The 22,096-nt window shown below is 73.3% G+C and carries 24 protein-coding genes and 1 tRNA gene; 9 read left to right on the top strand and 16 right to left on the bottom strand.

Features of this window, described 5'->3' with window-relative positions:
• The first annotated feature begins 133 nt into the window (after window positions 1–133).
• Window positions 134–886 carry a MerR family transcriptional regulator gene (locus V6D49_RS17210; protein ID WP_340564096.1) on the top strand — a complete coding sequence of 251 codons (753 nt, stop codon included), beginning with the start codon at window positions 134–136 and terminating at the stop codon, window positions 884–886.
• 13 nt (window positions 887–899) lie between these two features.
• On the opposite strand, the gene V6D49_RS17205 is transcribed toward V6D49_RS17210, so the two are convergent.
• Window positions 900–2,132 carry an RNA-guided endonuclease InsQ/TnpB family protein gene (locus V6D49_RS17205; RefSeq protein WP_340560808.1) on the bottom strand — a complete coding sequence of 411 codons (1,233 nt, stop codon included), beginning with the start codon at window positions 2,130–2,132 and terminating at the stop codon, window positions 900–902.
• Between the two features lie 25 nt (window positions 2,133–2,157).
• Between V6D49_RS17205 and tnpA the strand changes: the two genes are divergently transcribed.
• Window positions 2,158–2,574 (top strand): IS200/IS605 family transposase, encoded by a 417-nt coding sequence (tnpA, locus tag V6D49_RS17200; RefSeq protein WP_340560807.1) that lies wholly within the window; start codon window positions 2,158–2,160, stop codon window positions 2,572–2,574.
• Between the two features lie 201 nt (window positions 2,575–2,775).
• The gene (locus V6D49_RS17195; protein ID WP_340560806.1) at window positions 2,776–3,483 is read left to right on the top strand and encodes a L,D-transpeptidase family protein; all 708 of its coding nucleotides are present in this window, start codon (window positions 2,776–2,778) and stop codon (window positions 3,481–3,483) included.
• A 40-nt stretch (window positions 3,484–3,523) separates the two neighbouring features.
• On the opposite strand, the gene V6D49_RS17190 is transcribed toward V6D49_RS17195, so the two are convergent.
• Window positions 3,524–4,327, bottom strand: a complete 804-nt coding sequence (locus V6D49_RS17190; RefSeq protein WP_340560805.1) for an exodeoxyribonuclease III — start codon at window positions 4,325–4,327, stop codon at window positions 3,524–3,526.
• 26 nt (window positions 4,328–4,353) lie between these two features.
• On the opposite strand from V6D49_RS17190, the gene V6D49_RS17185 reads away from it, so the two are divergent.
• From V6D49_RS17185 to V6D49_RS17175, 3 genes are all read left to right on the top strand, one after another.
• Window positions 4,354–4,836 (top strand): GNAT family N-acetyltransferase, encoded by a 483-nt coding sequence (locus tag V6D49_RS17185; RefSeq protein WP_340560803.1) that lies wholly within the window; start codon window positions 4,354–4,356, stop codon window positions 4,834–4,836.
• 127 nt (window positions 4,837–4,963) lie between these two features.
• Complete coding sequence (locus V6D49_RS17180; RefSeq protein WP_340560801.1) at window positions 4,964–6,418, top strand: flavin-containing monooxygenase; 1,455 nt, start codon at window positions 4,964–4,966, stop codon at window positions 6,416–6,418.
• A 90-nt stretch (window positions 6,419–6,508) separates the two neighbouring features.
• A complete protein-coding gene (locus V6D49_RS17175; protein ID WP_340560800.1) occupies window positions 6,509–7,864 on the top strand; it encodes a helix-turn-helix domain-containing protein in 1,356 nt (451 codons plus the stop codon).
• 44 nt (window positions 7,865–7,908) lie between these two features.
• Here V6D49_RS17175 and V6D49_RS17170 read toward each other — a convergent pair whose 3' ends face one another.
• The 6 genes from V6D49_RS17170 to V6D49_RS17145 form a co-directional block, all read right to left on the bottom strand.
• Window positions 7,909–8,754 (bottom strand): S1 family peptidase, encoded by an 846-nt coding sequence (locus V6D49_RS17170; RefSeq protein ID WP_340560798.1) that lies wholly within the window; start codon window positions 8,752–8,754, stop codon window positions 7,909–7,911.
• Between the two features lie 159 nt (window positions 8,755–8,913).
• Entirely contained in the window at window positions 8,914–9,567 is a 654-nt protein-coding gene (locus V6D49_RS17165; RefSeq protein ID WP_340560797.1) for a hypothetical protein, read from the bottom strand.
• On the bottom strand, window positions 9,564–11,075 hold the full coding sequence (locus tag V6D49_RS17160; RefSeq protein WP_340560795.1) for a HAMP domain-containing sensor histidine kinase: 1,512 nt from the start codon (window positions 11,073–11,075) through the stop codon (window positions 9,564–9,566). The genes V6D49_RS17165 and V6D49_RS17160 overlap by 4 nt, the downstream gene beginning before the upstream one ends.
• On the bottom strand, window positions 11,072–11,755 hold the full coding sequence (locus V6D49_RS17155) for a response regulator transcription factor (RefSeq protein ID WP_340560793.1): 684 nt from the start codon (window positions 11,753–11,755) through the stop codon (window positions 11,072–11,074). The genes V6D49_RS17160 and V6D49_RS17155 overlap by 4 nt, the downstream gene beginning before the upstream one ends.
• A 44-nt stretch (window positions 11,756–11,799) precedes the next feature.
• A complete protein-coding gene (gene murJ / locus V6D49_RS17150) occupies window positions 11,800–13,479 on the bottom strand; it encodes a murein biosynthesis integral membrane protein MurJ (protein WP_445330541.1) in 1,680 nt (559 codons plus the stop codon).
• Window positions 13,476–14,648 (bottom strand): lipid II:glycine glycyltransferase FemX, encoded by a 1,173-nt coding sequence (locus tag V6D49_RS17145; RefSeq protein WP_340560791.1) that lies wholly within the window; start codon window positions 14,646–14,648, stop codon window positions 13,476–13,478. The genes murJ and V6D49_RS17145 overlap by 4 nt, the downstream gene beginning before the upstream one ends.
• Before the next feature lie 221 nt (window positions 14,649–14,869).
• On the opposite strand from V6D49_RS17145, the gene V6D49_RS17140 reads away from it, so the two are divergent.
• The gene (locus V6D49_RS17140) at window positions 14,870–16,039 is read left to right on the top strand and encodes a L,D-transpeptidase (RefSeq protein ID WP_340564093.1); all 1,170 of its coding nucleotides are present in this window, start codon (window positions 14,870–14,872) and stop codon (window positions 16,037–16,039) included.
• 85 nt (window positions 16,040–16,124) lie between these two features.
• Here V6D49_RS17140 and V6D49_RS17135 read toward each other — a convergent pair whose 3' ends face one another.
• From V6D49_RS17135 to V6D49_RS17125, 3 genes are all read right to left on the bottom strand, one after another.
• Complete coding sequence (locus tag V6D49_RS17135; protein WP_340560790.1) at window positions 16,125–16,523, bottom strand: RidA family protein; 399 nt, start codon at window positions 16,521–16,523, stop codon at window positions 16,125–16,127.
• Complete coding sequence (locus V6D49_RS17130; protein ID WP_340560789.1) at window positions 16,520–17,728, bottom strand: MFS transporter; 1,209 nt, start codon at window positions 17,726–17,728, stop codon at window positions 16,520–16,522. Before V6D49_RS17130 ends, V6D49_RS17135 begins: the two co-directional genes overlap by 4 nt.
• A gap of 69 nt (window positions 17,729–17,797) precedes the next feature.
• The gene (locus tag V6D49_RS17125; RefSeq protein WP_340564091.1) at window positions 17,798–18,271 is read right to left on the bottom strand and encodes an RrF2 family transcriptional regulator; all 474 of its coding nucleotides are present in this window, start codon (window positions 18,269–18,271) and stop codon (window positions 17,798–17,800) included.
• Window positions 18,272–18,356: 85 nt separating this feature from the next.
• Here V6D49_RS17125 and V6D49_RS17120 point away from each other — a divergent pair, with 85 nt between their 5' ends.
• Both V6D49_RS17120 and V6D49_RS17115 read left to right on the top strand, forming a co-directional pair.
• Window positions 18,357–18,599: a ribbon-helix-helix domain-containing protein gene (locus V6D49_RS17120; RefSeq protein WP_340560787.1), complete on the top strand. Its 243-nt coding sequence runs from the start codon at window positions 18,357–18,359 to the stop codon at window positions 18,597–18,599.
• Window positions 18,596–19,030, top strand: a complete 435-nt coding sequence (locus V6D49_RS17115; protein WP_340560785.1) for a type II toxin-antitoxin system VapC family toxin — start codon at window positions 18,596–18,598, stop codon at window positions 19,028–19,030. Before V6D49_RS17120 ends, V6D49_RS17115 begins: the two co-directional genes overlap by 4 nt.
• 100 nt (window positions 19,031–19,130) lie before the next feature.
• Here V6D49_RS17115 and V6D49_RS17110 read toward each other — a convergent pair.
• From V6D49_RS17110 to moaC, 5 genes are all read right to left on the bottom strand, one after another.
• A tRNA-Ala gene (locus tag V6D49_RS17110) sits at window positions 19,131–19,204 on the bottom strand.
• Window positions 19,205–19,276: 72 nt separating this feature from the next.
• Window positions 19,277–20,200 (bottom strand): divisome protein SepX/GlpR, encoded by a 924-nt coding sequence (gene sepX / locus V6D49_RS17105; protein ID WP_340560783.1) that lies wholly within the window; start codon window positions 20,198–20,200, stop codon window positions 19,277–19,279.
• Between the two features lie 223 nt (window positions 20,201–20,423).
• The gene (locus tag V6D49_RS17100) at window positions 20,424–21,032 is read right to left on the bottom strand and encodes a GNAT family N-acetyltransferase (RefSeq protein ID WP_445330540.1); all 609 of its coding nucleotides are present in this window, start codon (window positions 21,030–21,032) and stop codon (window positions 20,424–20,426) included.
• Between the two features lie 14 nt (window positions 21,033–21,046).
• Window positions 21,047–21,580: a MogA/MoaB family molybdenum cofactor biosynthesis protein gene (locus V6D49_RS17095; protein WP_340560781.1), complete on the bottom strand. Its 534-nt coding sequence runs from the start codon at window positions 21,578–21,580 to the stop codon at window positions 21,047–21,049.
• A complete protein-coding gene (gene moaC / locus V6D49_RS17090) occupies window positions 21,577–22,062 on the bottom strand; it encodes a cyclic pyranopterin monophosphate synthase MoaC (protein WP_340560779.1) in 486 nt (161 codons plus the stop codon). Before moaC ends, V6D49_RS17095 begins: the two co-directional genes overlap by 4 nt.
• Between the last annotated feature and the right edge of the window lie 34 nt (window positions 22,063–22,096).

The following is a 22,096-nucleotide window of genomic DNA, read 5'->3' as shown; positions in this document are numbered from 1 at the left end:
ACCCACCCACACGCCCCGCACACCCCGGCGCCCGCGCCCGCTTCCGTCGCGCGCGAGGTCATAGGCTGGCCCGGTGGGGAACTTCGAGGAGCAGCACACCGCGACGGACCCGGCACCCGAACGCGAGTACCGCATGACGGAACTCGCCGAGGCCGCCGGCGTCACGGTGCGCACCGTGCGCTTCTACCGCGAACGCGCCCTGCTGCCGCCACCCCGCCGCGAGGGCCGCATCGCCTGGTACAACGAGCACCATCTCGCCCGGCTGCGCACCATCGGCGCCCTCCTGACCCGCGGCCACACCCTCGGCGGCATCACCGAGCTGCTCACCGCGTTCGAGAAGGGCCGCGACTCCCACAGCGCCGCCGAACTCCTCGGCCTCGAACCGGCGCTGACGGCGCCGTTCTCCGAGGAGGTGCCCGTGCGCCTCACCCCCGAGGAGCTGGCCGCCCACTACCCGGGCGAGGTCACCCCCGAGAACCTCTCCGACTCCATCGACCTCGGCTACGTGGCCGTCGACGGCGACGAACTCGTCCACACCAGCCGGCGCCTGCTCGACGCCTCGGCCGCGCTCGTCCGCGAGGGCATTCCGCTCGCCGACGTCCTGGACGGGGCGCGCCGCGTCCGCACCCAGGTCGAGGCCATCGCGGCCGTCTTCGCCGACGTCCTCTCCGCGCACCTGCTCGCCGAGGACCGCGACCCCGAGGACGTCGCCGCGTCCGTGGACCACCTGCGCCCCTACGCCAAGCACATCGTCGACGCCGAACTCTCCATGGCCCTGGACCGCCGCGTCCGGAGCCGACTCGACACGTGGCTCGCGGAGCACGGCGAGAACGGCGAGAAGGACGCGGACGACGAGAACGGCACTGTGAACGACACTGCGGGTTGACATCCTCCCGGGCCTAAGGGCCGGGGATTCCCGCCTGCTCCCACACTCGCTGTGTGGGTCGCTTCGGGTGGGTTCCTGCTTCGCTGCGCGGTGCCGGGACGAGTCCCGGTCTTACCTGCGCTCCACAGGCTGACACCGCCAGTCCGGCGGCCTTGGCGACGTTGACCGCCGCGTTGATGTCCCGGTCCAGGACCGCCCCGCACGCCCCGCACGTCCACACACGGACGTTGAGCGGCTTGGGGCCGTCCTTGACGCCGCACCGGGAGCACACCTGCGAGGTCGGCTCGAACCGGCCGATCTTCACCAGGGTGCGCCCGTACCGGGCGGCCTTGTACTCCAGCATTCCGACGAACGCCGACCATCCGGCGTCGTGGACGGACTTGGCCAGGCGCGTGCGGGCGAGTCCCCTCACCGCCAGGTCCTCCACGGCGACCGCTTGGTTCTCGCGGATCAGCTTTGTGGAGAGCTGGTGGTGGAACCCGCGACGTGCGTCGGCCACCTTCGCGTGTGCGCGGGCGACCTTGATCCGGGCCTTGTTCCGGTTGCTGGAGCCCTTCTCCTTGCGGGAGAGGGCACGCTGGGCCTTCTTCAGGCGCTTCTCGGCCCGGCGCAGGAAGCGCGGGCTGTCAACCTTGGTCCCGTCCGAGAGGACCGCGAAGTGCCCAAGACCGAGATCGATACCCACCTCGGACGCGACATCGGGAAGGACTTCCTCCGGTCCGGTCTCGACGACGAAGCTCGCGAAGTACCGGCCCGCACAGTCCTTGACCACCGTCACCGTGGACGGCGCCGAGGGCAGCGTGCGGGACCACTTCACCTTCACGTCGCCGATCTTCGGCAGGCGCAGCTTCCCGCCCGGCGTGACCGACCAGCGGGCGTTCGCGGTAAAGCGCACGGACTGCCGGTTGTCGCGCTTGGACTTGTACCGGGGTGCACCCATGCGGGGGCGCTTGCCCTTCAGGCCCTCGAAGAAATTCCGGTACGCCGTGTCCAGGTCGCGCAGAGACTGCTGGAGGACGACCGCCGAGACCTCGGCGAGCCAGGCCCGTTCCGGGGTGTTCTTCGCCTCGGTGATGAGCGTCTTGGACAGGTCGCCGGTCTTCGGGAACGGCTTGCCCTCGCCGCGGGCGGTCTCCCGAGCGCGAAGCGCGTCGTTGTAGACCACCAGCGCACACCCGAACGCCTTCGCCAACGCCGTGCACTGACCGGCACTCGGATACATGCGAAAGCTGTACCGAAGCTGCACGCAGATCACGATACACAGTTGGCTTATGGGTATCGATGAGAACGTTCGTACAGGTCGACACCGCGTATTCCGGATGCATGTCCACTTGGTCTTCGTGACGAAGTACCGGCACTCCGTCTTCACCGACCGGCATCTGACACGGTGCGAGGAGATCATGCGAGCCGTGTGCGAGGACTTCCAGGCCGAGCTGGTGGAGTTCAACGGCGAGGCCAACCACGTCCACCTGCTGGTGAACTTCCCACCGAAGGTCACCGTGTCCAGGCTGGTGAACTCCCTCAACGGCGTGTCCTCGCGCAGACTCCGCCAGGAGCTCCCCGACCTGGTCCGCCACTACTGGCGGGCACAGCACCTGTGGTCCGGCTCGTACCTCGCAGAGTCGGTCGGCGGTGCGCCACTCAGCACCGTCAAGCAGTACATCCAGCAGCAGAACCGACCGTTGTGACCTGGGCCCAGGCGAACAGCGCGAATCCGTGCACACAGCCGAGGTCAGAGCAGTTTCCAGATTCGCTCCACCACCGGGCTGAAGCCCGGCGCACTGAGAATAGACCGGGTAGCGCAACCGTCACCCGGGGTGAGAGCGTCTCCGTCCCCGCGCGGATCCTTCCGGCCCCCGCCGGACCGCGCGGCAGGGAGGGAGACACCCATGGGACGAGGGTCGGCCCGGCGGCGCACCGCCGTGGCACTACTGGTCACCACCGCGTTCGTCGCACCCGCCGGGATCGTCGCGACGGCCGCACCCGCGCAGGCGGCGCCCTACTGCAACGTCACGACGGGCAGCCACCAGCGGCAGGTCGAACGTTTCCTGAAGCTCGCCGTGGACGGCAGGCAGTCACTGAAGGACTGCCGCGCCATCCAGGCGTTCCAGACCCGGCACGGCATAGCCCCCAACGCCGGCTGGGCCGGCCCGATCACCTGGGGCGTGATGCACCTGATGAACCAGCAGAAGGCCGCCGGGAAGAACCCGAACAAGAGCGGCCGGTGCCCCACGAACAAGGGCCGCATCGCCTGCGTGGACCTCACCCGGCAGCTCAGCTGGATCCAGGACGGCCGCAAGCTCGTGCACGGGCCCGTCCCCGTCCGCACCGGCCGGAACGGCCACGAGACCCGCACCGGCGCCAAAAAGGTCTACTGGCGGAACAAGAACCACTGGTCGACGCTGTACGACGTAGCGATGCCCTACGCCCAGTTCTTCGACGGCGGCATCGCCTTCCACTCCATCAAGGGCAGCGTGTGGTCACCGCCCGGCTCCCACGGCTGCGTCAACATGCGCCGGGCGGACGCCGCGACGTACTGGAGCCTGCTGCGCAACGGCGACGACGTGCACGTCTGGGGTCGCAAGCCCGGGACGTGAGCCTCCGGGGGCCGCCGGGGGCGCCCTCAGGGGCAGGCCCTCAGGGAGCGAAGACGGCCGTCACGGGGGCGTGGTCCGACCACCGCTCGGCGTGGCTCCCCGCCCGCTCGACGTACGCCTTCACACAGCGGGCGGCCAGCCCCTCCGTGGCGGCCAGCAGGTCGATGCGCCAGCCGCTGTCGTTGTCGAAGGCCCGCCCCCGGTACGACCACCACGAGTACGGCCCGGCCTGGTCCGGGTGCTGCCGCCGGACGACGTCCACGAACCCGCCGTCCGCCGGGTCCAGCACCCGGCTCAGCCAGGCCCGCTCCTCCGGCAGGAACCCGGCCTTCCGCCGGTTGGCCTTCCAGTTCCTGAGGTCCACCTCCTGGTGCGCGATGTTCCAGTCACCGCAGACCAGCGCCTCCCGGCCACCTTCGGCCGCCCGCTTCCGCAGCTCCCCCAGGTAGGGCAGGAAGGCGGCCATGAAGCGCTCCTTCTCCTCCTGCCGCTCGGTGCCGACCTCCCCCGACGGCAGGTAGAGGCTCCCCACCGTGACGCCCGGCAGGTCCACCTCGACGTAGCGCCCGGCGGCGTCGAACTCGCTCACCCCGAAGCCGACCCGGACCGCGTCCGGCGCGCGACGTGTGAGAACCGCCACGCCGGCCCGGCCCTTCGTCGCCGCCGGCGCCCACTGGACGTGCCAGCCCTCCGGCGCCCGCACGGCCTCCGTGAGCTGCTCGGGCTCGGCGCGGACCTCCTGGAGGCACACGACGTCCGCCTCGCAGGACGCCAGCCAGGGCAGATATCCCTTGCCGGACGCCGCGCGCAGACCGTTGACGTTGACCGTTGCGACCTTGAGCATCCCCGCAGCTTACTTAGGATTTCCGTATGCACCTGGCCCGCATCCGGTACGACCACCCCGACGCCCGGCGACTCGACGCCGAGGTCCAGCAGGAGTACGCCGTCCGCTACGGCGACGAGGGCGACGTCACCCCGCTCGACGCGGAGATGTTCCTCCCGCCCGGCGGGCTCTACCTGCTCGCCTACGACGACGACGGCCGTCCCGTCGCCTCCGGCGGCTGGCGCGCCATGGACCGCAACGGCGAGGGGTACGCGGACGGCGACGCCGAGATCAAGCGGATGTACGTCGTCCCCGGCGCGCGCGGGCAGGGCCTGGCCCGCAAGATCCTCGCCCAGCTGGAGGCGGACGCCCGCGCGGCGGGACGGCTGCGCATGGTCCTGGAGACCGGCACCATGCAGCCGGAGGCCATCGCGCTGTACGAGTCCGAGGGCTACGAGCCGTGCGCGAAGTTCGGCCTCTACCGCGAGGAGCCGAACAGCCGCTGCTACGCCAAACCGCTGACCGTCTGACGGCTCGGGGCGACTCGGGGCGGGCCGGGCCGGCAGCACGTGCGGGACGTACGCCCGTCCCGCACGTGACCACGGCCACGTCACCGGTGGCACGGACGACCCCGCGCCGCTCGATAGCCTGACCGGCATGCCGCTCGACCACGTGGACGTCCTGATCGTCGGGGCGGGCCTGTCCGGGATCGGCACGGCCTGCCACCTCACCCGGGACGCGCCCGGCCGTACGTACGCGATTCTGGAGGCGCGCGGGGCCGTCGGCGGGACGTGGGACCTCTTCCGCTACCCCGGCGTCCGCTCCGACTCCGACATGTTCACGCTCGGCTACGCCTTCCGGCCGTGGCGGGGCGAGCGGTCCATCGCCGACGGCGCCGCCATCCGCGACTACATCCGCGACACCGCCCGCGCCTACGGCGTGGACCGGCACATCCGCTTCCGGCACCGCGTCGTGCGCGCGGAGTGGTCCAGCGCCGACGCCCGCTGGACGGTGACCGCCGAACGCACCGACACCGGCGAGCGCACCCGCCTCACCTGCTCGTTCCTCGCCGCCTGCGCCGGCTACTACCGCTACGACCGGGGCCACACCCCGGACTTCCCCGGCGCGGAGCGGTTCACCGGGCCCGTCGTCCACCCGCAGCACTGGCCCCGCGACCTCGACTGGCGCGGCCGGCGCGTCGTCGTGATCGGCAGCGGCGCCACGGCCGTGACGCTCGTGCCGGCACTCGCCGAGGAGGCCGCGCACGTCACGATGCTCCAGCGCTCCCCCAGCTACGTCGCCGCGCTGGCCGCCACCGACCCCCTCGCCCGCGCCCTGCGCCGCCTCCCACCCCGGCTGAGCGGGCCCGTCGTCCGCTGGAAGAACGTCCTCGTCTCCGTGGCCGGGTTCCAGCTCAGCCGACGCCGCCCGAAGCTCATGAAGGCGCTGCTGCGCCGGGGCGTGACGCGCTGGCTGCCGCCGGGCTACGACGTCGACACCCACTTCACCCCGCGCTACGACCCGTGGGACCAGCGGCTGTGCGCGGTGCCCGACGGCGACCTCTTCCGCGCCGTGGCCGACGGCACCGCGTCCGTCGTCACCGACCACGTCGAGACCTTCACCGAGACGGGCATCGCCCTCGCCTCCGGCGCCCACCTCGACGCGGACGTGATCGTCACGGCGACCGGCCTGACCCTCCACCCCCTCGGCGGGCTGCGCCTGCGCGTGGACGGCCACGACGTCGACCTCGGCCGCACCGTCGCCTACAAGGGCGCCATGCTCTCCGGCGTCCCCAACTTCGCACTCACCCTCGGCTACACCAACGCCTCCTGGACGCTCAAGGCCGACCTCGTCGCCCGTTACGTGTGCCGCGTCCTCAACCACCTCCAGGACCACGGCCTGCGCGCCGCCACCCCCGTCACCCCGACGTTCCCGCCCGGCACGGAGCTGTCCCCGCTCATCGACCTCAGCTCCGGCTACGTGCGGCGCGGCATCCACACCCTCCCCCGCCAGGGCCCCCGCACCCCCTGGCGCCTCCACCAGAACTACCTGCGCGACGTGCGCCTCCTGCGCCGCTCCCCCCTCACCGACACCCACCTCCACTTCACCTGACCGGTCCCCGGAGCGGATTGCGGGGGCGGTGATCCGGTGAGCGGTGCACCGGGGTTCAATTTGGCCCTCGACCGGGGGACGATGGCCGGCATGGGGAGTGAAGGTGAGCCTCGTTGGAGCGACTTCGGGCGTCGGCTGCGCTACTGGCGGTCCCGGGCCGGGCTGACGCAGGCCCAGCTCGGCGAGCTGCTGGGCTATCACCACAGCCACATCAGCAAGGTCGAGCGGGGCTTCAGGGGTCCGCCGCCCCGGTTCTCCGAGGCGGCGGACACGCTGTTGGGCACCGGCGGTGAGCTGGCCGCGCTGTGGGAACGCGCGAGCACCGGGGAGGCGGCGGCGCAGGGCGTCCCGTTCCCGGTGCCCCGGACGGACGGGCGTCCCACCGACGTCACCCCGGAACTGCTGGCCCACTGGCCCGGGGCGCTGCCCGCGAACGGCCTGCCCTGCCCGCTGCACGACACGGCCGGGTGCCCGGTGCCGCCGCCCACGTACGTACTGGTCTCCGGTCGGCTGCTGCCCGTCGACGTCGACGGCGTCCACGGGCTGACGGCCCTGCTGGCGGCGTTCGAGCGGATGACGGTGGGGCGGACGTCGGTGGAGTGCGCGCCCGTGGAACGGACGCTGCGGACGCTCGTGGAGCGGTCGACGCAGGTCGGACGCCGGACGGCACTGCCGCTGCTGCGGCTGGCGGCCCGGTACGCCCAACTCGCGGGCTGGCTGCGGGTCCTGCGCGACCAGAACGGGCTGGCCATGTCCTGGTACGGGCACGGGTTGCGCTGGGCCGACACCTCCGGGGACGTGACGGCGAAGGTGGCCCTCCTGTTCGACATGAGCATGGTGGCGCGCATCGAGCGGGACCGGGACGCCGTGCACGCCTACGCCGACGCCCTGGAGCACGCCGCGCCCGCCCGCCGCTGGGTGGCCACGATGGCCAGCCTCTACCGCGCGCGGGGCGAGGCCCTGTGCGGCGGGCTGGGCGAGGTCGAACGGCACCTCGGGGCGGCCCGGGCCCTGCTGGACGGCTTCGGCGAGCGGGATCACGCCGAGGCGCCGTGGCTGGTGGGGGCCGAGGGCCGGATGCGGCTGGAGTCCAGTGCGGCGGGGGCGCTGCGGGACGTCGCCGTGCTGGCCGGGGACGTGCGGGCGGCCCGCCGCGCCGTCACGGCGGGCCGCGCGTCCCTGCGGGCGCTCCCCGGTCACATGCGCCCCACCCGGACGCTCCTGACCCTGCGGCTGGCCGACGCCCACGCCTGCGCGGGCGACCCGGACGCCGCCGTGGCGACGGCGGGCGGGGCGCTCGACGAGGCGCTGGCCGCCCCCCGGACGACGATCGTCCGGGAGCTGCGCGGGCTCCACACCCGGCTGTCAGGGAACCCGCGCTGGTCCGGGACGGCACCCCTGCGGGACTTCCGGGAGCGCCTGCTCACCGCCCTCCCTCCACGCTGAGCCGCGCGCGGCCGACCGGTCGACGGCGGTCTGCCGGAAGCGCGTCAGTACAGGCTGACCTTGTAGCGCTTCAGGGCTTCGGTGACGGGCTGGTAGAACGTCGTGCCCCCGCTGCGGCAGTCGCCGCTGCCGCCGGAGGTGATGCCGAGCGCCCTGTTGCCCTGGTACAGCGGTCCGCCGGAATCGCCGGGCTCGGCGCAGACGTTGGTCTGGATCATGCCGTGCACCGTGCCTGCGCTGCCGTAGTTCACGGTGACGTCGAGCGCGGTGACCGTCCCGCTGTGGGTCCCGGTGGTGGAGCCGGTGCGCTGCACGGACTGGCCGACGACCGGGTCGGCGGCGACGAAGCCGCCCGGGTGGCTGAGCGCCGGGTCGTCGTACCGGACGAGGGCGTAGTCGTTGCCCGGGAAGCTCGAATGGATCGTCGGGCCGATGGGCGTGGTACCTCCGGGGGCGGTGTACCACTGGGCCACCGCGTTGCCGCAGTGCCCGGCGGTGAGGAAGTAGTACGTGCCGCCGCTGCGGACGTTGAAGCCGACGGAACACCGGACGCCGTTCCCGTAGATGGGGTCGCCGGCGGAGAGCATGGGCCGGAACGTCGCGGACGTCCGCTCGATCCGCAGCGCGCCGGCGTCCGGGCCCGCCGCCTTCCGGAGGTGGGCGAGGTCCGCCCGGGAGACGGTGGCGTCCGCGGTCACGACGACCCGGCCGGAGCGGGCGTCCACGTACCAGGCCGTCCCGCCGACGTCGGCCGCGAGCACGGCGTCGCTCACCCGGGACAGCTCGGCCGCGTCGAAGGTCTCCGGCTCGGCGGCGACGGCGTTCGGCAGGCTCACCGTCGCGGCGGCCAGCAGTCCGACGGCGGCCGCGAGCGTGCGCTTGATCCTCACTGCAGGTTCCTCCTGTGGGGGTGGGGACCCGCGTGGTTGCGGATCCTCGGCAGGGACCCGCGTGGGACGGGGAGTTCACCCCCGCATTGGCGTGCCCCTGCCAAGGAGGGAGTATGAAGCGCTGCCATCCCCCGTCAACCCCGTCGGGCGGTGGACGTCTCAGCGGGGGGAGGTCGACGAGGGGCTCGCGTCCGGGCCGGTGGTGGGCGTCGGTGCGGCAGCTCGCTCGCCGTCCACGTCGCAGACGGCGGGCGCCAGCACCGTGTCGGCCCCCCGCAGCCGCACGGTGGCGCGACCCTCCTCGTCCTCGGCGAACGCCGCCGTGCACACGATTTGCCGGACGGCCAGGTCGTCGAGGCCCGCGAGAGCGATCGGCACCAGCACCTCCACCCCGCCCTCCGACAGGGGCGCCGTCCGGACGGGGGTCTCCGGCAGGTCGGGCAGGCCGTCGGTGAGCCCGACCTCCCGTTCGGGCCCGCGCGGACCGGCGAAGAGGGCCACGACCGTCCTGGACGTCCGCGTCACCCCCGGCACCCCGGGCACCTCCTGCCCGTCCGCCGCACCCGCCGTGTCCTCGAACACCTCGTCGAGGAAGCGGATCACGGGCATCACCCGCCCCTCGGGCGTCCGGAAGAAGAGGAGCCCGGTGGACGGGTGCGGGACGACCGGGAACGTGGCCGGGTCGCCCGCTCCCACGACCTCGGTCTCCGCGATGCCGCAGCCGCCGAGCAGCAGGGCGGTGAGAGCGGCGAAGGCGGCCAGGGGCGCGGCGCGGCGGCCACCGCCCGACGGTCTCCTGCCGGGTGCGATCATGCCGGGTCCTCCCCCGCGTGCAGCGGCATCTCGACGGTGAAGACGGCACCGCTCCCGTCGGGGCCGTTCGCCGCGCGGACGGTCCCGCCGTGGAGTCGGGCGTTCTCGAGCGTGATGGCCAGACCCAGGCCGCTGCCGGCCGAACGGGTGCGGGCCGCGTCGGCCTTGTAGAAGCGGTCGAAGATGTGCGGGAGCACGTCGGGCCGGATACCGGGCCCCCGGTCGGAGACCTCGGTGATCAGGCGCTCCGTCCCGTCCGCACCGACGGCGGTGCGCAGCCGCACGGTCACCGGCGCTCCGCCGTGCCGTAGGGCGTTGCCCACCAGGTTGGCGACGACGATGTCGAAGCGGCGGGGGTCGAGCCGGGCGCGGACGCCGTCCGGCAGCTCCGTGCGGACCACGTCCGTCCAGTGCCGCCGCTCCAGGGTCTTGCGGACGGTCTCCGCGACGTCGATCTCGTCGATATTGAGGTCGGCGGCGCGGGCGTCGAACCGGGAGATCTCCATCAGGTCCTCCACGAGGACCGCGAGCTTCTCCGTCTCCGCGCTGACCAGCCGCACCGCCCGCTCGGTGTCCGGGTCCAGGCGGTCCGCGTCCTCCTCCAGGACGCCGGTGACGGCGAGCATCCCCGCCAACGGGGTGCGCAGCTCGTGCGAGACGTCGGAGGCGAAGCGCCGGGCGCGCGCCTCGGCCCGCCGCAGCTCGTCCACGGAGGCCTCCAGCGCACCGGCGGACTCGTTGAACGTCCGGGCCAGGTCCGCGATCTCGTCGCGGCCCCGCGCCCGGATGCGGGTGTCGAGATGGCCCCGGCCCATGGAACGGGCCGCCTCGCGCAGCTCCCGCACCGGACGCAGCACGCCGCGCGTCGCGATCAGCGCGGGCACGAGGGCGACGGCGAGGCCGGGCAGCGCCCCGTTCCGCGCGGCCACGACCAGCGCCTCCACGTTCGCCCGCTCGTCGGACATCGGCATCACCGCGAACAGGACGAGCCCGGTCGGCACCGCCCTCCCCGGCCCGCCGCCGCGCTCGCCGACGTCGAACACGACCGGCATGCCGATCGTCAGATACGGCACCCCGTCCTTGACGACCCGCTGGAAGCTCCCGCTGGGATCGGCGTGGGCCCGGCGGCGCAGCTCGGGCGTGATCACCGTGGAGGTGGGGTTGTCGGCGGAGGAGACGCGGATGTCGCCGTACTCCGCGTACACGTACCAGGTGTTCGGCTTGCCGTTGCGGGCCATGGCGCGCAACCCGCCGACCAGCCCGTCGGTGTCCAGCGGCAGGTAGAAGTCGAACGCGCCGACCTCGCTGCGGAAGGTCGAGACGGCCGTGTCCTGCGCCGTCTCCAGCACCGCGTTGCGTGCCTCCCGGAAGGTGAGGGCGGCGGTCGTGCCCGCGCTGACTGCGGCCACCAGCAGGAACGCGAGCACGAGCCGGGCCCGCAGCCCGAAGGGACGGCGCCGCTCCCCCTCCGGCGGCCTGCGGAACCGGAGCGGTCCGCGGAGCCTCACAGCGGTCCGAAGCGGTAGCCGAAGCCCCGCAGGGTCTGAATGTAGCGCGGGCTCGCCGGGACGTCCTCGATCTTGTTGCGCAGCCGCCGCACACAGGCGTCCACGAGCCGGGCGTCGCCGTGATAGCTGTGCTCCCACACGTGCTCCAGCAGCTGCTGCCGGCTGAAGACCTGCTCCGGGGCGGCCGACAGGTGCAGGAGAAGCTTCATCTCGGACGGCGCGAGAGCCAGGCGTACGCCGTTCTTGACGACGGTGAGACCCGCCCGGTCGATGGCCAGCCCGCCGTGCGTCTCGACGCCGGGCCGCCCGCCGCCGTGGTCCTCGATCCTGCGCAGCACCGCCCGGATGCGGGCCTCGATGACCTCGGTACGCGCGGGTTTGACGATGTAGTCGTCGGCGCCGGCCTCCAGGCCGATGACGATGTCGAAGTCGTCGCCGCGCGCGGTGAGCATGATGATCGGCAGCTGGCTGTCCTCCCGCACCGTGCGGCAGACCTGGACGCCGTTCATCCCCGGCAGCATCAGGTCGAGCAGCAGCAGGTCGGGCCGGAACGTGCGCAGCGCGGCGAGCCCGGCCTCGCCGGTGGCGGCCGCCCGCACCTCGTGGCCGCGCCGGCGCAGGCCGAGTTCCACGCCCTCCCGCACGGAGGGGTCGTCTTCGATGAGGAGCACACGGGGCATGGGCGCAGTATTCCCTGGGGCCGGGGGCGGGACGGGGGCGAGGTTCAGGAGCGGCGGCGCAGCCGGGCGAGGGCGCCGGTGACGAGCGCGGCGACCTCGGCGAGGCGCAGCGGACGGGCGAGGAGGACGAAGACGGCGGCGATCACCACCGTCCCGGCGGCGACCGCCGCGAGCGCCCCGGCGGGTCCGGCCGCACGCGCGGCACCGTACCCGAGCGCGCACGCGGGCACGGCGGCGATCAGCAGCCGGACCTGCCCGGCGAGGGCCCGCCCGGAGGGGCGGCGCACGCCCGGCGCGGCCAGGGCGCGGTGGAGGACGAGGGCCGTCACGGCCCAGCCCACCCACAGGGCGACCGTGTACGCCCCGGCCATGCCCGTCACCGCCCAGCGGGCCGGCAGCAGCACGTACGCGACGATCGACAGGCCCGCCTGGAGCCCGGCCGTCACGAGGTTGAGGAGGAACGGCGTGCGGACGTCGGAGAGCGCGTAGAACGTGCGGAACAGCACGTACTGCCCGCTGAAGGCGATCAGACCGGGCGCGAACGCCATCAGGGTGCCCGCCATGACGGCGACGGCCGCCGCGTCCGTCTCGCCGTAGCGGAAGACGACCGACAGCACCGGCTGCGCGAGCGCGAACAGCACGCACGCCGCCGGGACGACGGCCGCCGCGCTGTGCCGCAGCGCGTACGAGACGTCGCGCCGCACGGCGGCGGTGTCCGCGTCGGCGGCCGCCGCGCTCATCCGGGGCAGCAGCGCCGTCATCAGCGACACGGTGATGATCCCGTGCGGCACGGCCCACAGCAGGTAGGCGTTGTTGTACGCGCTGAAGCCCGCGCCGCCGTCCACCCCGGCCGCCTCGGCGTGCAGGCCCGCCGCCGTGGCCAGCCGGGTCGTCACCCAGTACGCGACCTGGTTGGTCAGCACCAGCAGCACCAGCCACCCCGCCTTGCGCAGCGGCGCGGTGAGCCCGCTGCCGCCCCAGTCGAAACGGGGCCGGAAGCGGAACCGGGCGGCGCGCAGCGACGGCAGCAGGGCGAGGGCCTGGACGACGATGCCCGCCGTGGTGCCCCAGCCGAGCAGCGCCGTCTCCGCCGGGCTGAGGGACCCGCCGTCGCCGACCGCCAGGTAGAGGCCGAAGACGGCGATGACCACCAGGTTGTTGAGCACCGGCGTCCACATCATGGCGCCGAACCGGCCCCGGGCGTTCAGTACCTGCCCGAGCAGGGTGAACAGCCCGAGGAAGAAGATCTGCGGCAGGCAGTAGCGGGCGAAGGCGACCGCCGTGGCCGTCCGGTCCGGCGGGTAGTCCGTGTACACGTCGATGATCGCGGGGGCCGCCCAGACCGCGCCCGCCGTCAGCACCAGGAGGGCGAGCACGCACGCCGTGAGCAGCCGGTCGGTGTACGCCGCGCCGCCGTCCGCGTGCTCCTTGGCCGCCCTGACCAGCTCCGGCACGAAGACGGCGTTGAGCGCACCGCCGATCAGCAGCATGTAGACGATGGTCGGCAGCGCGTTGCCGACGGCGTACCCGTCGGCGAGCGTCCCGACGCCGATCGCGGCGGCGACGACGGCGGAGCGGGCGAACCCCGTCGCGCGCGACACCACCGAACCCGCCGCCATGATCGCGCCGCTGCGCGCCACGGACGGCGCCCGTCCGGTCTCGGCGGGCGCGGTGGGGGCGGCGGCGGGCGCCGCCGGGGCGGGCGCCGGGCCCGGCGCCGTCACCGGCGCGCCAGGTACGTCTGGAACGCCCGGTACAACGCGTGGTTGGCGGCGCCGTCCAAGGGCCTCTCCCATTCCCCGAGGGTCTCGACGACCTCACCCCCGGTGCCGAGCTTCCAGCGCAGCAGCCCGTAGGGCCGGTCGTCGGGGTCGAGGGTGGAGGGTACCCCGCGCATGTCGTACACGTGGGCGCCGAGGGCCCGGGCGTCGAGCAGCATGTGCCACTGGAGCAGGTTCGAGGGGCGGACCTCGCGGCGGTGGTCGGCCGAGGCCCCCGTCTGGTACCACACGCGCCGCCCCACGCGGATCATGGTGTGGGCGGCGAGGATCTCGCCGCCGTGCCGGGCCAGGTAGAGCTTCATCCGGCCCGGTTCCTCCGCGTTGAGGGCCGCGTACTGGCGCTCGTAGTAGGCGAGCGAGCGACCGAGCCGGAACCCGTCCCGCTCCTCCGTGATCCGCAGCAGCCGGTAGAACGCGGGCAGGTCGGCCGCACCGCCGACGGTCACCTCCACGCCGGACCTCCGCGCGCGCCGCACGTTGCGCCGCCACTCCTGGTTGAGCCCCGCCCACAGGTCGTCCGGGCTCCGACCGGCGAGCGGCAACCGGAAGACGTGCCGGGGCTGCGCGTCGCCGTCCTCCTCGCCGCCGCAGCGCCGCCAGCCCCGCGCCCGCAGCCGGTCGGCGACGGCCGTGCCCAGCGGGTCCACCTCGCTCGCCAGGACGTCCCCCAGCCGCCGCCCCGGCCCGGTCGCCGCCTTCAGCCGGGCCGCGCTCCAGCGACGGTAGGCGGGCGAGGGTCCGATCCGCACCGCGAACACCCCGGACGCGCGCAGGTGCCGCAGCAGCGGGCCGAGCCAGTCGTCGATGCGGGGATCGGTCCAGTCGGCGACGGGCCCCTCCGGCAGGTAGGCGAAGTGCTTGTGCGTGCCCGGAAGTTGGCGTAGCAGCACGAGTGCCGCCCCGGACAGCCGGCCGCCCGCCGGGTCCGCTCCCCACCCGACGAACCGCGCCTGCCAGCCCTCCTTGACCTGCGCCCAGGACGGGCACTGGAGGAAGCCGGGAGCCAGCGCCGCCCCCTCACGGGACTCCAGGAAGCGGCGGTACGTCACGGCGGAGACAGGCCGCAGCGGCGTCTCCTGGCTGCGGTCGGCCGTCACAAGCAGCGCTGACACGGTGAGACCCTCTCGGTCGGGACGTCCGGTTCTTCGGGGACGCCGAGGATGCTCACAGCCGCTCTTGACCGCTCCGCGCGACGTGTGTGACGGGACGATGACCGTTCCCCCGCAATCGCCGTCATCTGCCCCACGGGGCAACCCACCTGCGCTTTCCCGCCTCTACGGTCACGGATACACCACCACTCACGACCGGGGGAGCCCCGTTGGACCACATACGTATGCGCGGAGCGGCACTCGCGGCGCTGCTCGTGCCGCTCGCCGCCTGCTCGACGTCCGCCCCGGGGCCGCAGGGCACCGACGGCCCGGGCGACGCGGCCGGCGAGGACCGGCCGGCGGCCGTGACGGTGACACCGCACGGCGAGGACGCCCCGGCCGGCGAGCCCGTCCGCGTCACGGCGTCGGACGGACGGCTGACGTCGGTCACCGTCACCGACGCCGACGGCGGCCCCCTCGCGGGCGAACTCGCCCCGGACGGCTCGGAGTGGACCTCCCGGCGCAAGGCCGCCCCCGGCACCTCGTACCGCGTCACCGCCGTGACGGCCACCGGGGACGGCGGTGACCGCACCTGGAAGTCCGCCTTCACCACGGCGGAGGCCGACGGGGTCAACAAGGTCGACTGGCGGCCCGGGACGGACACCACCGTGGGCGTCGCCCAGCCAATATCCCTGGTCTTCGACCACCCGGTCACCGACAAGGCAGCCGTCGAGCGGCAGTTGACGGTCACCACGTCCAACGGGACGGAGGGCGCGTGGGCCTGGCTCACGGACCACTCCGGCCGCGACCGGATCGACTGGCGTCCCGAGACGTACTGGAAGTCCGGCACCCGGGTGACGCTGACCGCAGAGCTGAACGGCACGGACTCCGGCGACGGCGGCTGGTTCGTCCGCGACTACACGACCACCTTCACCATCGGCGCGCGCCAGGTCGTCGAGGTCGACCTCGACCGCAAGCGGCTCACCCTGGTGCGGGACGGGAAGGAGGTCCGCACGATCCCGGTCTCCGGCGGCACCCCCGGCGGCGACAAGCGCTCCTGGCGCGGCACGGCCGTGCTCATGGCCAAGGAGGGCACCATCAACATGAACTCCGAGACGGTCGGGCTCGGCGACGCCTACGACAAGATGGTCGACCACTCGATGCGGCTGACCTGGTCCGGCATGTACGCGCACGCCGCGCCCTGGAACGACCGGTGGATGGGCAAGGCCAACAAGAGCTCCGGCTGCATCGGCATGAGCGACGCGGACGCCGCCTGGTTCTACGCCCAGGTCCGCCCCGGCGACCCGTTCGAGATCACCGGCGAGGACACCAAGGGCGTCGTCGCGCCGGGCAACGGCTTCGGCGCCTGGAACGTGTCCTGGCCCGACTGGCAGGCCCGCAGCGCCCTCCCCTGACCCCCGCGCGCCCCCGTGTGCCGTGCCCTCCTCCTACGGTCCGCGCACCGCCGCCTCCGTGACGGCGGTGCGCGGACCGGGTGGCCTAGCGCGGTGCGATCGCCACCGCGTCGATCTCGAAGAGCATCTCCGGCAGCGCCAGCGCGGCCACCCCGACCAGCGTCTGGGCGGGCAGTTCCTCGCCCCACGTCCGGTGCAGCGCGGCGCCCAGGATCCGCAGCTTCTCCGGGTCGTGGTCGACGATGTAGGTGCCGAGGCGGACGACGTGGCCGACGTCGAGGCCGACGGCCGCGAGCGCGGTACGGAGATGGGCCAGGGACTGTTCGACCTGGGCGGCGAAGTCCCCGGTGGTGACCGCGCCGGAGGCGTCCGAGGCGTACTGGCCGGCGATGAAGACCTGCTCGCCGGGTGCGGTGACGACGTGGCTGTAGCCGAAGCCGGTCGGGTTGTGCAGGCCTGCGGGGTTGGTGATGGTGCGGGTCATGACGGTGTTTCCTTTTCCTTGGTGGTGGTGTCGATGAACACGTGACGACCGAGAGCGCCGACGCCGACGGCGACGGCGGCGGCGGCGGCGAGCGAGAGCGTCGCCCCGGCCCACAGGGGTGCGGAGAGGGAGACGGAGTCGACGAGACGCCCGCCGAGGAAGGCGCCCAGGGCGATGGACAGGCAGAACGCCGCGACGAAGAGCGAGGTGGCGGCCTCGGCGGCGTCCGGGGCGGCGGCCAGGAACCACGACTGCAGGCCGACCGAGACCCCGCCGAAGGCCAGCCCCCACCCCAGCAGCAGGAGCGTGCCCGCCGTGCTGCCTGCGGTGAGCGCGAGGGCGGCGAGCACGGCGGTGAGCCCACCCGCCACCAGCAGCAGTGCCGGCCGGGCCGCCCGGGCGGCGGCACCGCCGACGAGGAAGTTCCCGGCCAGCCCCGCACCGCCGTAGGCGAGCAGCAGCACACCGACGAGGTCGTCGCCGATGCCGTAGCGGTCCTGCAGCATCGGGCGGACGAAGGTGTAGGCGAGGAAGTGCCCGGTGACGATGAGGAACGTCAGCGCCAGGCCGGCCCGCACGCCGGGGTTGGACCGCAGCAGCCCGCCGAGGTCGGCCGGGCTCAGTCCCCGCTCGGCCGGCAGGGGCGGCAGCTGCAGGACGAGGCCGCCCAGCACCGCCAGCGCCAGCACGCCGAGCGCGGCGAACGCCGTCCGCCAGCCGCCGAGTTCTCCGGTGAGGGTCCCCAGGGGGACGCCGAGGACGGAGGCCGCGGAGACCCCGGCGAAGATGACGGAGGTGGCCCGTCCGACGTGCCGTGCGGGCACCAGGCGCAGGGCGAGCCCACCCGCGAAGGCCCAGAAGCCCCCGATGCTCACCCCCAGCAGCACCCGCGCGCCGAGCACCACGGCGAAGTGCCCGGCCGTGGCGGACAGGAGGTGGGCGGCGGCCACCAGGGCCATCAGCGCGCAGAGGACGAGTCGGCGGTCGAGCCGCCCGGCGGCCACCGCCAGCAGCGGCGCCGACACCGCGGCGACCAGCCCGGGGACGGTGACCATCAGCCCCGCCGTGCCGTCCGAGACGTGCAACTCCCCGCCGATCGGCGTGAGGAGCCCCACGGGCAGCAACTCCGCGGTCATCACGGTGAAGATGCCGAGCGTGACCGCTGCGACCGCGAGCCAACCGCGCACAGCGGCCCGTCTCTCCATAACCTGGATACTCGACATCCAGAATACCCCCCCTCCCTCGATCCCGCCCCTGCGGGCCGGTCGCTCATGTCAGCCGTTCAGGAACCAGCGCCTGACCCGCTCCGGCGCCCCGGGCGCCTGCCGTTCGGCCTGCTCCCGCACGTCGTCGAGCGTCTGCCGGGCGAGCTCCCGGCGCCAGGCGAGCTCGGCCCGTGCCATGGCGTGCGCGAAGGCACACGGCTTCTGATAGCTGCTCGGGCTCCCCGCTCCGGGCCCCTGCTGCCGGATCTCGGCGCACCGGAACGCCTCCTCGGGCCCCTCGATCGCGGCGACCACGTCCATCAGCGTGACCTGCGTCAACGGCCGCGCCAGCCGGAAGCCACCCCGGGGGCCGGACGTCGAGGTGACGATGCCGGCCCGGGCGAGAGCCTGCAGCTGCTTGTTGAAGTACGGAGCGGGAAGTTCGTGGTACGCCGCCAGTCTGGCCGCCGTCACCGGGCGGTCCGGGCCGACCCAGGCGAGATTCAGCACGCCGTGCAGCGCCCACTCCACACCCTCACTCATCTTCATGATCCTGGATACTACACATCCAGAACTTCCCGGACCACGTGAGCGGGCGGAGATATAGGGCAGGTGGTACCCTACGTTCATGATAAAGACGAGCGTCTACCTTCCCGAAGAGCTGGAAGTGCGGTTGGACGCCGAGGCCGCCGCCACCGGCGTCAGCAAGGCCGAGCTCATCCGGCGGGGAATCGCCATGCTGCTCGAGCACTCGACGCGCCCTCGACAGGGCAACGCATTGCCCGTCTTCAACAGCGGCCGGACCATGACCGCCGAAGCGATGGATGACGCGCTCTACGAGCACATCAAGGAACGATCGGCGCGCCGTTGATCATCGTCGCCGACACGTCCGCCCTGTTCGCCGCGTTCGACGCGGCGCAGCAGGAGCATCGTGACGCCCTGGACATCGTGGACCGGGAAGTCCTCGCCCTCTCCCCTCTGGTCATCACCGAACTCGACCACCTCGTGCACCGGGATCTGGGATTCACCCCGGCCCTGCAGGTCATGGAGGCACTGAACGCCCGCATGGCGGACGGCCAGTACAAGCTGGCCGCACTGCGGCCGGCGGACCTCATCGCTGCCCACGAGGTACGTGTGAAGTACGAGGGACTCCGACTCGACCTGGCGGATGCCGTGGGCGTCGTCCTCGCGGACCGGTACAAGACGGACCGCATCCTCACTCTTGACCAACGCGACTACCGCGCGATCACCCCACTGACCCCCGGGCTCACCGCTTTCCGCATCCTCCCCGCCGACCACTGACTCCAGGGGCACCCGCCCCCAGACACCTCGCAGCGAGGCCGAAAACAACGAAGATCCCGTCCGATCAACCAGATCGGACGGGATCTCGTGTGCTGTGTTGTGGACCTGAGGGGATTTGAACCCCTGACCCTCTCGTTGCGAACGAGATGCGCTACCAGGCTGCGCTACAGGCCCTTGCAACGGGTGAAACTGTAGCACCTGGGGAGGGCGGTGCAAAAATCCCGGTCGGGGGCCCGCGGGAGGGCGCTACTCGTTCGCGGCGCGGCGTCGTTCCTGGTCGGCGTACTGGTCGAACAGCGGGGTGCGGCCGCGACGGCGGTCCTCGGTGGAGGACGGAGTCGGGGCCGGGTCGGTGGCGCGGGCGGAGCTCCAGGCGTCGGGGGCCTCCAGGTCGACGCCGGAGGCGTGCCGGGGGGCCACCGGGGCGTTGACGTAGGTCGGCAGCGGGACGGGGACGGGCTCCCAGCCGTCCCCGTCGTGCAGGGCGCGGGGGGCGCGCTGCTGGTCGACCCACTCGGCGTGGTCGGTGGCCTCCACGAGGGCGCGGCGGTCATCCGCCGGGCTCGGGGCGCTGTGCGGCTGTTCGGAGGTGGGGGCGGCGGCCGGGACCGGGTCGGTGGGACGGCGGCGGGCGCGCAGCCGCCGGGCGGCGTCCTCGGCCCGGTGCTGGTCGAGGCGGGCGGAGGCGAGCCGGACGGCGTAGCGTCGGCGCTCCTGCGCGCGGACGTACAGGATGTAGGCGGTCAGCAGACCGGCCGGCACGGCGGGTGCCCACAGGAGGTGGAGGCCGCCCACGGCGGCGGTGACGGAGCCGAGGGTGAGCGCGAGGAAGAGGACCATCGTGGTGCGGCGCCGACGGGCGAGGACCTTCGCGCGGACGGCCCGCTCCTCGGGGTGGAGGGTGCCGGGCCGGGCGGGTGCGGGGTCGGCGAGGGACCGGTCGGCGGTGCCGTCCGGCTCCTCGGGGGCCGGGGGCTCCGGCCGGTCGCCGTTCTCCTTCGCCTGACGCCGCTCGGCCGACGCTCGTCCCGTCAGCATGCGGATCGCGGTGCTGAACCGTTCCGTCGGACGTGCGTCGTTCAGCTCGTCCTGGCGGCGGAGCCACATCGGTACCAGGTAGGCGGCCCAGGCCCCGACGATGACTGCGTAAATGAGGCCGCTGCTGCTCACTCTCACACCGTAGAGGGGTTTCGGGAGGTGCATCAGCCAATTGACGCGGTGTGTCGCACGATCTGCCTGACATCTCGACACTTTTTCACGGCTGGTTCAGACCGATAAATCACCGAAACTGACGGGAATTCGAACAGGAATGCGAATAACTGCGGGGGCTGGTATTCCGTGATCCCGTGATCCCGTGACGCCGTTCCTGCCGCAGGGCCGCTTGCCCACCCGGCTACCTCTGGGCGGGGCCCGGCAGGGAGCGGTCGTGCCAGCGGGTGAGCAGGCCCTCGGGGACCTCCTCGGCCGTCAGGGCGTAGACGAGGTGGTCGCGCCAGGCTCCGTCGATGTGGAGGTAGGCGGGGCGGAGGCCCTCCTCGCGGAAGCCGAGCTTCTCCACGACGCGGCGGCTCGGGATGTTCTCCGGGCGGATGCAGACCTCGATGCGGTGCAGGCCCACGGCACCGAAGCAGTGGTCGACGCTGAGCGCGACCGCCGTCGGGGTGAGGCCGCGGCCCGCGACGGCCCGGTCGATCCAGTAGCCGACGTGCGCGGAGCACATGGAGCCCCAGGTGATGCCCGCGACGGTGAGCTGGCCGACGAGCCGGCCGCGCCACACGATCACGAACGGCAGCATCCGGCCCGCCTGGGCCTCGCCGCGCAGGTGGCGGACCATCTGCCGGTAGGTGGGACGCTGCGGGGGGAGCCGTCCGGGCGGGGCTGGCGGAACGGTGGCCTCCCAGGGCCGCAGCCAGGCGCGGTTGCGCTGGTTGACCTCCCGCCAGGCCCGCTGGTCGCGCATCCTTATCGGGCGGAGGGCCAGGTCGCCGTCCGCCAGTTCCACCGGCCATACGGCGTTCAGTGGGATTCACCTCTGGGGTGGTCGCCGCCGCGGAGCTGGTCGACGGCGTGCGGAAGGATCTCCGTCAGGACGGCGAGCCCGTCCTTGACGCCTCCCCGGGAGCCGGGCAGGTTCACGATCAGGGTACGTTCCGCGACCCCGGCGAGGCCACGCGAGAGGGCCGCCGTGGGGACCTTCGTCCGGCCCGTGGCACGGATGGCCTCGGGGATGCCGGGGATCTCGTGGTCGAGGACGCGGCCGGTCATCTCGGGGGTGAGGTCCATCGGGGTGAGCCCGGTGCCGCCCGTGGTGACGACGACGTCGTATCCGGCGGCGACGGCGCGGCGCAGGATCTCCTCGACCGGTTCGCCGTCGGGGACGACGCTCGGCCCGTCGACGTCGAAGCCCATCGCCCGCAGTCCGTCGGCCAGCAGGGGGCCGCCGGTGTCGGCGTAGACGCCGGCGGACGCCCGGTTGGAGACGGTCACGGCCAGCGCCCGCACGGGCGCTCCGGGGGTGGCCGGTGTCGGTTCCGGTGTCGCGGCCGTCATGAGCGCTTCCATTCCCCGGACGCGCCGCCCGTCTTCTCCTCCACGCGGACGTCCGTGATCACGGCGCCGTTGTCGACGGCCTTGACCATGTCGACGACCGTCAGCGCGGCGACGGAGACGGCGGTGAGCGCCTCCATCTCCACCCCGGTGCGGTCGGTGGTGCGCACGGTCGCCGACAGTTCCACGGCGTCGTCGGCGACCGTCAGCTCGACGTTGACGCCGGAGACGGCCAGCGGGTGGCACAGGGGGATCAGCTCGGGCGTCCTCTTCGCGCCCATGATCCCCGCGATGCGGGCGGTGGCGAGCGCGTCGCCCTTGGGCAGCCCGCCGTCGGCGCCGCGCAGCAGTTCGACGACGCGGGGGGCGACCAGGACCCGTCCGCTGGCCGTCGCCGTGCGCGTGGTGACGTCCTTGGCGGAGACGTCCACCATCCGGGCGGCCCCGGATTCGTCGAGGTGCGTGAGGTGCTGCTGGCTTTTCATGGGCAGCAACCGTACCCGCACGGCACCGCCCGTG

The sequence above is a fragment of the Streptomyces sp. GSL17-111 genome, from assembly GCF_037911585.1.
Classification (GTDB): Bacteria; Actinomycetota; Actinomycetes; order Streptomycetales; family Streptomycetaceae; genus Streptomyces.
Note: the sequence above shows the minus strand (reverse complement) of the source record. Positions and strands in the feature narration are given on the sequence as shown.